Here is a 6,165-nt window from a genome sequence, read left to right as displayed (position 1 = left end):
GGTATCAGAGGGAACGATATACCGCTGGAAACAGAAGTTTGGCGGCATGGATATATCCGAGGCCAAACGTCTGAAGACGCTTGAGGCGGAGAATGCGCGGCGTCAATCTCTCCTAATATCCGGATGATCTGCTCCTCACTGTAACGCTTCCCTCTGCTTGCTATCTCAGGATCCTCCTTTAATCACCTATTCTACAGGATCCTATCAATCGACGTGGTACTTATCTCGGGGAGCAGGTCAGGGAAACAGTAAGGGGCTCGGAATGAATTGCACGGGGCGGGTGGATGGTATGACGAGTACCGGGTTAAAGGAGGAAAATTTGACACTTTGGGGTTCTGATGTTATAATTTCATTTGATCAACCATTCAGGTGTAGGGGGTGAACGATGGCGACCGATACCGCAAGAAAACACGATGAAACCGTCTGTGAAGTAGCTTTCGTCAATAAAGAACGAGTGCAGGCAGTACGCGCCAGAATCCCACAGGCAGACATCCTCGAAAAACTCTCCGAGATTTTCAAGGTGCTCGGCGATCCGTCGCGCCTTCGCATTGTGTCCGCGCTCAATGTGCGCGAACTATGCGTATGCGATATCGCCAGTCTCCTCGGCGCCAGCATATCGGCCGTCTCACACCAATTGCGCATCCTGCGCAACCTCAAGCTCGTCAAGCATCGAAAAGAAGGGAAAATGGTCTATTACTCGCTCGACGACGCTTGCATTGAAAAATTGATCCGGGAAGGACTGAAACACATTCAGGAATAATCGATCAAATGGGTTCCCCTTGGCCGATTCTCAGGCCGGAGAACCAGCGTCTTATGATGGAGCGGAAGCATGAGCGGGCATTCGTCGGAAACCATAACGAAACCGACTACTGAGATAACCATTGCCATAGCCGGAATGGATTGTCCTTCCTGTGCGGAAAAGGTCGAGAAGGCCGTCGCGCGAATGGAAGGGGTAGTGAGCGCGGCCGTGAACTTCACCGGCGGCAACATCGTCGTTCTTGCCGAAGAAGGGACCGACGTTGCCGCGATCGAGCAGCAAGTCCAGAAGCTCGGCTACAAGACCGGCCGGCTGCCGGGTGAAGCGACCGACAAGTTTTATGTCGAAGGGATGGACTGTCCGGACGAATCATCCATAATCGAGCGCAAACTGCGGTCGCTCGACGGCGTGAGGAACGTCGCCTTCAATCTGGTATCGGCGGAGGTCACGGTCTCGTACGATTCGCGCGCGCTGACTCACCAGCAGCTTCTTCGCGCGATTCGGGAAACCGGAATGGCGGCCAGGCCGACGGGCGCCCCCGCGAAAAAGGAAGTGCCGGCCGGTCACGACCAGTTGGTACACACTCTCGCGGCGGGCATCTTCCTTGCCGCCGGATTCATCCTCTCGCTCCTGGGCGTCGATCCCCTGGCGGTGACAGGTTTTTACCTGCTCGGCATGCTCTTCGGCGGCTACCACATTTACCGCAAGGCCGTCTATTCCGCCCGAAGTTTCACGTTCGACATGAACGTCCTGATGACGATCGCCGTCATCGGGGCGGCCGCAATAAACGAATGGCTCGAGGCGGCGACGGTCGTTTTTCTTTTCTCGGGCGCGCAGTATCTCGAAATGCACACCATGGATCGCGCGCGCAACGCCATCCATTCTCTTATGAAGCTGGCGCCCGAAAATGCGCTCGTTCGCCGGAGCAGTCAGGAGGTTGTCGTTCCGGTGAGCGAGGTGGAAATCGGTGAAATTCTTATTGTGCGGCCGGGCGACAAGATTCCGCTCGATGGAAAGGTTATCGCCGGTCTCAGCGCAGTCAACCAGGCGCCGATCACCGGCGAATCGACTCCTGTCGTCAAGCAAAAGGAGGATGACGTTTTCGCCGGCACGATCAACGGAGACGGTTTTCTCGAGGTGCAGGCGACGCATCGGGCGGACGATACGACGCTCGCGCGCATTATTCATCTGGTCGAGGAAGCGCAGGCGCAGCGCGCCCCGATGCAGAATTTCGTGGACAAATTCACGAAGTACTATACGCCTTCCGTCATCGCGCTTGCGGCCCTGGTAGTCGCGGTCCCGCCGCTCGCCTTCGGAGCCCCATTCGTCGAGTGGCTGTCCCGCGGCCTAGTGCTGCTCGTCATAGCGTGCCCGTGCGCGCTCGTGATCTCGACCCCCATCTCCATCGCGGCCGGGCTTGCAAGCGCCGCGCGCCACGGCGTTCTCATAAAGGGCGGCATCTATCTTGAGAAGGCGGGCATGCTCAATGCCATCGCGTTCGACAAGACCGGCACCCTCACGCTCGGGCATCCATGCGTCAAGGAAATTATCCCGCTCGACAACGTGACGCCGGGCGAGCTCCTCAGCATCGCGGCAAGCGTCGAATCAAGGTCCGAGCATCACCTCGGCCGCTCGATTGTGGAGGAGGCCCGCCGGCTGGGTATCCCGGTCAAACCCGTCGAGGCGTTCCTGTCCATTCCCGGCAAGGGCGCCGAGGCGACAATCGACGGAAAGAATTACTACGTCGGCAGTCACCGCCTCTTCAAAGAACTGAATTTCTGCACGCCGCACCTCGACGAGCGCATGAATGAGATCGAGAAGAAAACCCAGACAGTCGTGCTCGTCGGCAATCAGGAGGCGCCGCTGGGGATCATCGTGCTGATCGACTCGCTGCGCAAGCACTCGACCGAGGCGCTGCGACGCCTGCGCGACATCGGGATTCGCAAGATGATCATGATCACCGGCGATAATCGCGGCACAGCCGAAGCGATAGCGAGCCAGTTGGGCATCGAATACCGGTCGGAGCTCCTGCCGCAGGACAAGGTGGACGCCCTGCGCGGGTTGGTCGAGGAGTATGAATACGTGGCGATGATCGGCGATGGCGTCAATGATGCTCCCGCTTTGGCCGCATCAACCATCGGCGTGGCGATGGGGACGGCCGGCTCGGATACGGCGCTTGAAACAGCCGATGTCGCCCTCATGGCCGACGACCTGCTCAAGCTCCCGTTTGCCATCTCGCTCAGCCGCAAAACGCTCGCGATCATCAAGCAGAACATCGCGCTCTCCATCCTTATTAAATTGCTCTTCCTCAGCCTCGCGGTGCTCGGACTAGCGACGCTGTGGATGGCGGTTTTCGCCGATATGGGCGCATCTCTTCTCGTCATCTTCAACGGCATGAGATTGCTGGCGGTCAATGATACGCTCGGCCTTCAGAAGTAAGGCCGCTCCCCGCCGGCTGCCCACGCGCCAGCGCGACTTTCCCTCATTCCCTGAAATGAATCGGGCTCGCCCCCCTTCTTGCCTGCCATAGTCTTCTTGCTGTATACTCGCAAAGAGGCATATTTTCGCTATCCTTTGCGGAATCGGGAGGAAAACCGGATGTCGAAAAGCAGATTCTCTCTTGAAGGAAAAGTCGCGCTCATCACCGGCGGCAGCCGTGGTATTGGGAAGGCGATCGTCCTCGAATACGCGCGGGCGGGCGCCGACATCGTTGTGGCCAGCCGAAAGCTCGATGCGTGCCGGGCATGTGTCGAGGAAATCGAGAAGACGGGCCGGCACGGTCTCGCCGTCGCGGCGCACACCGGCAAAATCGATCAGATCGAGAAGCTGGCGGATCAGGCGCTGAGCCAGTTCGGCAAAATCGACATCCTCGTTAATAACGCCGCTACCAATCCCCATTTCGGCGCAATCATGGATATCGAGAAAGCGGCGTGGGATAAAACATTCGACGTGAATCTCAATGGAGTTTTCTTCCTGACTCAGCTCGTGTTCTCAAAATGGATGCGCGATCACGGCGGCGCGGTCATCAATATGGCGTCTGTTGCGGGATTGCGGCCCGCGCCGATGACCGGCACATACTCCGTCACCAAAGCCGCCCTCATCATGCTCACGAAAGTGCTGGCCGCCGAACTTGGAGCCTATAATATTCGCGTCAACGCCATAGCGCCCGGCTTCATCAGGACCGACATGAGCAAGGCCGTCTGGACAAGCGATTTCTTTCAGGAAGAGGTCAAGAAGATTCCCGTTCCGCGCCTTGGCGAGACGGAGGATCTCCTCGGCGCCGCGCTGTACCTCGCTTCCGATGCCTCATCCTTCGTGACCGGCGAGACAATTGTGGTAGACGGCGGCGCCATCCATTCGGGCGCCGGTTTCTGACGAGGAGCGATGCGCAGATTTTTATATGCGACAATCGCGTACGCCTTACTGGTTATCGCACTGCATCTCATCGGCGACCGCTTCTCGCCGCTTGCCGGTTGGGGATTCTACCATCTCCGCGAATTCCCGCGCGCCGTCTCTTTCACCGCCTGTTTGCTCGCCGCTCTCGTCTGCCTGCCGCCTCTGAACAATGCCGTCGTATCGACGCTCTTGAAGCTGAAGCGGCGAGCGGCCTCAATCAAATTGCCTCTCTCCCCTCACGTCTTGTATTTGTTCATCGCCCTCGCGTCGATCGGCTTATTCTGGGCATTTCGCAGCGGCAATCTTTTTCTCGGAGACGGCGTCACCGTGGCCAAAGTCGCGCGCACGGATGAGGCATTCAGATACTACGTCGGCGGCTGGGCCGGTCACATCACCTCGCATCAGGTGCTCGATTACTGGATCGGGCGCATGATGCATCGGATGCTGGCGCAAACCGGTTTCGAGTCGTTCGATACACTTGCCCTGCGAAGCTGCATTGCCGGTGGAATCTTTGTTTTCGCCGTTCTCGAGATCGGCCACGTCCTTTTCGACGGACTCGCCCGAAGGATCGCCTTCTCGGCAACCGTATTCACAGCCGGCTTCATGCAGCTTTTCTTCGGATACGTCGAGACATACAGCCTCGCGACCGCATTCCTCGCTCTCTTCTGTCTCGCAACGTTGTTGTATGCGCGGGGAAAGTCTCCAATCCTGCTGCCGGTTCTCCTGCTGGCGTTCAGCGCATCGCTCCACCTGCTCATGGCGGGATCAGGCCTGGCGCTTCTGTTCGCTTACGTGTATCGCTCCCGCCAGCGCGGGAAGTTCTGTAAATATGAATTTGCGGCGATGGCGGCGATTCCCGTCGCTGTCGCGGCCGTCTATTTCCTCATCTTCCACTCGATGGGCTTCTCGTTCAGCGATATCTTCTTTCCCGAAACTCGAAAAGATTATGAAGGCGTCTTTTTCCTCGGGCTCATGCGGAAGGGCTATATTCTGGAAAGATATACCCTCTTCTCGCTCCCTCATCTGATCGATATCGCGAATGAAATCCTGCTCGTCGCTCCCTTCGGCCTGTTGCTTTGCCTGCTCTCTCTCCCCTTGTGGCTCACGGCGGAACGGCGAAAGGAACCGGAGCCGTGGATTCTTCTTTTGACTGCCGCCGTTTATCTTGCTATCACGCTGACCGCCGCCCCGCTTCTGGGCGCACGTAAAGATTGGGACGTTTTCGCGCCGCCATGGATTTTCATCACGATGCTCGGCGCGTATCTGCTCATCCGCTTTCTGCCCGACCGCCGGGTCGCCGGCAGAATCCTGCTCATAATCAATACCGTATCGCTCCTGTGCGCCATCCCCTGGATTTACTCGAATGCGCAGATTGATCTGGATGAATATCTGGCTCATCTCGGAAAGGGCGATTTCTATCAGCGCGAAGGCCTGGATGAGCAGGCTCTCCAGAGTTATGAACGGGCGCTCGAAATTAATTTTTCGCCGGAACTCGCATACAAGACTGCGGGATTGCGAATGAAGACGGGAAGAGTCGACGGCGCCGCCGAAATCCTGAAGCAGGCGATCCGCGAGGAAAACAGGTCGGAGCTCGCGATCTTCATTGAACAGGAGGATGCGCATTACACGCTCGGCTCGATCTACCTCGCGCAGGGAAAACATGATGCGGCAATTGCGCAGTTTCAGCGGGCGCTTGATCTGTGGCGGTTTCGGAAAAATCAGGCCTTCACTCACGCTCCCGATGTCTCCTATCACCTCGGCATAGCGTATCTCGAAAAAGGCAATCAGGAAGCCGCCGAACAATCGCTCCTGGATAGCATCGAGGCCGGCGACGTGCCGGCCGCCCACCTCGCGCTCGCCCGTCTTTATGCGCGCGACCCGCTCAAACAACATCTTGCGCGGAAGCATCTGGCGACATACGTCCAGCATAATCCCGCTGACGACGCGGCGGCCAAACTGCTCGAAATGCTTGAAGAGACCGCCGGCCCGCCGGCAGGTGAGAGGTAAGATGT

General features: G+C 57.9%; 4 protein-coding genes and 1 pseudogene. All 5 read left to right on the top strand.

Annotated elements, in window-relative coordinates; translation table 11 throughout:
- The 5 genes and pseudogenes from C4520_15570 to C4520_15550 all read left to right on the top strand — a co-directional run bounded on the left by C4520_15570 (nt 1) and on the right by C4520_15550 (nt 6,160).
- Nucleotides 1–115: pseudogene (locus C4520_15570) on the top strand (IS3 family transposase).
- A 270-nt stretch (nt 116–385) separates the two neighbouring features.
- The gene (locus tag C4520_15565; protein RJP17892.1) at nt 386–760 is read left to right on the top strand and encodes an ArsR family transcriptional regulator; all 375 of its coding nucleotides are present in this window, start codon (nt 386–388) and stop codon (nt 758–760) included.
- Between the two features lie 69 nt (nt 761–829).
- The gene (gene cadA / locus C4520_15560) at nt 830–3,196 is read left to right on the top strand and encodes a cadmium-translocating P-type ATPase (GenBank protein RJP17891.1); all 2,367 of its coding nucleotides are present in this window, start codon (nt 830–832) and stop codon (nt 3,194–3,196) included.
- A 159-nt stretch (nt 3,197–3,355) separates the two neighbouring features.
- The gene (locus tag C4520_15555; GenBank protein RJP17890.1) at nt 3,356–4,132 is read left to right on the top strand and encodes an SDR family oxidoreductase; all 777 of its coding nucleotides are present in this window, start codon (nt 3,356–3,358) and stop codon (nt 4,130–4,132) included.
- A gap of 9 nt (nt 4,133–4,141) precedes the next feature.
- Nucleotides 4,142–6,160 (top strand): tetratricopeptide repeat protein, encoded by a 2,019-nt coding sequence (locus tag C4520_15550; GenBank protein RJP17889.1) that lies wholly within the window; start codon nt 4,142–4,144, stop codon nt 6,158–6,160.
- The last annotated feature ends 5 nt before the right edge of the window (nt 6,161–6,165 follow it).

This window comes from Candidatus Abyssobacteria bacterium SURF_5, from assembly GCA_003598085.1.
GTDB lineage: Bacteria > Abyssobacteria > SURF-5 > SURF-5 > SURF-5 > SURF-5.
This window is presented reverse-complemented; position numbering and strand designations above follow the sequence as displayed.

Coding starts and splice junctions, on each gene's coding strand:
- C4520_15565 (RJP17892.1), top strand. CDS start 386: ATGGCGACCGATACCGCAAGAAAACACGATGAAACCGTCTGTGAAGTA.
- cadA (RJP17891.1), top strand. CDS start 830: ATGAGCGGGCATTCGTCGGAAACCATAACGAAACCGACTACTGAGATA.
- C4520_15555 (RJP17890.1), top strand. CDS start 3,356: ATGTCGAAAAGCAGATTCTCTCTTGAAGGAAAAGTCGCGCTCATCACC.
- C4520_15550 (RJP17889.1), top strand. CDS start 4,142: ATGCGCAGATTTTTATATGCGACAATCGCGTACGCCTTACTGGTTATC.